The sequence below is a fragment of the Synechocystis sp. LEGE 06083 genome, assembly GCF_015207725.1.
Taxonomy (GTDB): domain Bacteria; phylum Cyanobacteriota; class Cyanobacteriia; order Cyanobacteriales; family Microcystaceae; genus Synechocystis; species Synechocystis salina.
Genome location: NZ_JADEWJ010000354.1, coordinates 1 through 3,163, shown reverse-complemented (window position 1 = coordinate 3,163; position 3,163 = coordinate 1). Strand labels below are relative to the sequence as shown.

The 3,163-nt window shown below is 49.2% G+C and carries 4 protein-coding genes and 1 pseudogene; 2 read left to right on the top strand and 3 right to left on the bottom strand.

Features of this window, described 5'->3' with window-relative positions:
* Nucleotides 1–349 (bottom strand): annotated as a pseudogene (locus IQ219_RS18345) (tRNA (adenosine(37)-N6)-threonylcarbamoyltransferase complex transferase subunit TsaD); the annotation flags it as partial.
* 310 nt (nt 350–659) lie between these two features.
* On the opposite strand from IQ219_RS18345, the gene IQ219_RS18340 reads away from it, so the two are divergent.
* The gene (locus IQ219_RS18340) at nt 660–1,157 is read left to right on the top strand and encodes a Photosystem I reaction center subunit III (RefSeq protein ID WP_194073559.1); all 498 of its coding nucleotides are present in this window, start codon (nt 660–662) and stop codon (nt 1,155–1,157) included.
* A gap of 100 nt (nt 1,158–1,257) precedes the next feature.
* Nucleotides 1,258–1,380, top strand: coding sequence for a photosystem I reaction center subunit IX (psaJ, locus tag IQ219_RS18335; RefSeq protein WP_010872732.1), 123 nt, complete (start codon nt 1,258–1,260; stop codon nt 1,378–1,380).
* A 117-nt stretch (nt 1,381–1,497) separates the two neighbouring features.
* Here psaJ and IQ219_RS18330 read toward each other — a convergent pair whose 3' ends face one another.
* Nucleotides 1,498–2,817 carry an FAD-binding oxidoreductase gene (locus IQ219_RS18330; protein ID WP_194073558.1) on the bottom strand — a complete coding sequence of 440 codons (1,320 nt, stop codon included), beginning with the start codon at nt 2,815–2,817 and terminating at the stop codon, nt 1,498–1,500.
* Nucleotides 2,818–2,852: 35 nt separating this feature from the next.
* Nucleotides 2,853–3,163, bottom strand: a 311-nt coding sequence (locus tag IQ219_RS18325) for a D-alanyl-D-alanine carboxypeptidase (RefSeq protein ID WP_194073557.1), incomplete at its 5' end; no start/stop codon positions are given.

The following is a 3,163-nucleotide window of genomic DNA, read 5'->3' as shown; positions in this document are numbered from 1 at the left end:
AGATATGGCCTTCCAAATGATGTACCCCCAGAAAGGGCTTTTGGTGCACCATGGCCAATGTTTTGGCCGCCGTTACTCCCACCATCAACGCCCCGGCCAACCCAGGAGTCACCGTCACGGCGATCGCCTCAATGTCTGGCCACCCCAAACCAGACCCTTGCAAAGCTTGGTCGAGACAGGCATTAATTAAAAGCAAATGCTGACGGGAGGCCACCTCCGGTACTACCCCCCCAAAAACTTGATGGGTTTGTATCTGGGAAGAAACCACATTACTGCAAACGTTACGATTATTTACAATTGCCACCGCGGTTTCATCACAACTTGTTTCAATTGCTAAAATGATTGCCATTCTCTGCTAGTTTGAGTTTGATCCAAAAGACGACGGTTTATTAGCCCGGTCTTTCCTATTATCGGCTAACGATCTCCGGATCACGATAACAGGTTGCTCAACTGGCTTGTTTATGATCCGTTTTGTCTGCGGTGGGGCACATCGTGGACGTTAAAGTAGATGCTTGCGGAGGGGAATCTGGCCAAGGTTTCAGAACAAAAATGAGCTGGAACTAGACAAACCCAAGGAAGCAAGAATCCCACGCCTCTGGGTGAGGGAGTTGTCAATAGCCGCCTTTTTAGTCTTTTGTTTAACCAAGGAAACGATTTTTATGAAACATTTGTTGGCGTTGCTCCTAGCCTTTACACTCTGGTTTAATTTCGCCCCGACCGCTTCGGCGGACGATTTTGCCAATTTGACCCCCTGTAGCGAAAATCCCGCTTTCCAAGCTAAGTCCCAGAACTATCTCAACACCACCGATAACCCCAACTCCGGCAAAATCCGGGCCGAACGTTATGCTTCCGCCCTCTGTGGCCCCGAAGGCTATCCCCACCTGATCGTGGACGGCCGTTTCACCCATGCCGGTGATTTTCTGATTCCTAGCATTTTGTTCCTGTACATTGCTGGCTGGATCGGTTGGGTTGGTCGTTCCTACCTGATTGAAATTCGGGAAAGCAAAAATCCTGAAATGCAGGAAGTGGTCATCAATGTCCCCCTCGCCATCAAAAAGATGTTGGGTGGATTCCTCTGGCCCCTAGCCGCTGCTGGAGAATATACTTCTGGCAAACTGGTGATGAAGGATTCAGAAATCCCCACCTCCCCCCGCTAGTTAGGGACGGGGAAAGATTGGTGTTATTGCCCCATATCTAGCCCTCTTTAACTCTGAACTTATTTTTTGTTTATCTTTGTCAATTCTGGAGACTCAATTTATGGACGGTTTGAAATCCTTTTTGTCAACAGCTCCGGTCATGATTATGGCTTTGTTGACTTTCACCGCTGGCATTTTGATCGAGTTTAATCGTTTTTACCCCGATCTTCTTTTCCACCCCTAGTTTTACTGGGCAAGTGAATTTCTCTCACTATTGTGTGTGGTGAGACAAGACTTTGGCTAGGATTTACGATTGAAATCCTAGCCAATTTTTTTTGCTAAAAATAGTTGAATTACTAGATCAATCGGTTAATTTGCCTGGGTTGAGTAAATTAAAAGGATCTACTTGCCGTTTAAACATTAATTGGGATTCCGGCAGGGGTTGTACTGACCCGCCAGCTAAACTATAAGTGTGGGGATTGGCGATTCTGGCCCCTAAATTTTGGTGGGCTGCCATAATCTCTTCTAGGCGATCGCCGTTGGTAAATTTAACCAAAGGAAAACCAGCTAAACACATTGCCCCTTGGATGCGCATCATTTCGATGTGGAACATAATCTCGTTCCCAAAAAGTCTTTCTAGGGTAAGAATTTGTTCTAAATCTTGGTAGAAAAATACCTGGAGATAGGTGAGACTGGAATCCATGGCCCTAGCCAACAGGGTAGTGTGGTTCCAGTTAAATTCAATTAAATTAACTTTTTTGCCAGGGGCTTGGGGATTTTGCTCAAAAATAATTTGCCCTTTACTTGACTTGGCTAATTCCCTAAAAGCTAGCCAATCTAAGGCGGAAACAATCACCATTACCCAGTGGTCACCGGGCTGATAATAATTTTTTAAACCGCTGAAATATTGCGGAATGGGATGGCCTTGAATAGAAATTTCTTTGCTAACAATGCCGTCCTGGTTGGCTAAATTCTGGGCAAAGGCGATCGCCGCTGATAAATCAGCAAAACTAACAACGGCTTCCTGCCAGGGTAAGGCCGGGGCCAGGGGCAAAGTAATTTCGGTAATAATTCCATTGGTGCCATAGCCGTGGATGACCGGTTGGGCGGCCTCCCCAACTAAAACCAGCCGTTGGGGTTCCGCTTCCATGGTCAACACTGTGAGGCTCTGGACATTGCCGGGGTCAAAGAGGGTGCCATAGTTCACTGCCCCCATGCCGGTACTGCCGCCGCTGACAAAGCCCCCCACCGTCGCCGTTTGGTAGGTGGAAGGTAAGAGCCGCAATTCCCAGCCTATTTGTTTAGCCTGCTGTTCTAGCTTGCCTAACTTTACCCCCGGCTCCACCACTGCTCGCCCTGCTTCCAGGCTGACAATCCTTTGCATAGGGGACAAATCCAACACAATGCCCCCCTGGAGGGGAACACATTGGCCGTAATTGCCCGTGCCTGCCCCCCGCACTGTGAGGGGAATTTGATTGGCTACACAGCAACGGATCACGGCGATCGCCTCCGCTTCTGAGCAGGCCAACACCACCAGATCCGCCTGTTTACCCCGTAACTGCTCAGTCAAAATGGGGCTGAAATGGGCGTAATCGGTGGATAGTTTCTGCCTCTGCTGGGGGTCTTGAATCACCTCCAAACCCTCGGCCGCCAATGATGCCGCAATTGCTGACCAGTCCATTGCTGTGATCCCTTACTAACTCTGGATTATCTGGATTAGTCGCAGGCTCCCATATTGTTAATCTGCACCACTAACTGGTCAATGGCCCGCACGAGGTTATCTCCGGAGCGGCTCCAATCGTTGGCCAAAATGCTGAAAACCACAGTGCCGTGGGCTGGGGTGTTGGCATAGCCGGACAAGGCCCTTACTCCCCGCAGGGTGCCAGTTTTGGCAAAGACGTTATTTTGGGCCGTGGTGGCTTTCATGCGCCGGGCTAAAGTACCGTCCTGACCGGCGATCGGCATGGAAGAAACAAATAAACTGCTGTTATTGCTGCGGTACATGGCCTGGAGGGTATCCACTAAGG

What these genes read in the sequence shown, in the direction of transcription:
- IQ219_RS18340 (WP_194073559.1), top strand. Translation starts at nt 660, where the DNA reads ATGAAACATTTGTTGGCGTTGCTCCTAGCCTTTACACTCTGGTTTAAT.
- psaJ (WP_010872732.1), top strand. Translation starts at nt 1,258, where the DNA reads ATGGACGGTTTGAAATCCTTTTTGTCAACAGCTCCGGTCATGATTATG.
- IQ219_RS18330 (WP_194073558.1), bottom strand. Translation starts at nt 2,817, where the DNA reads ATGGACTGGTCAGCAATTGCGGCATCATTGGCGGCCGAGGGTTTGGAG.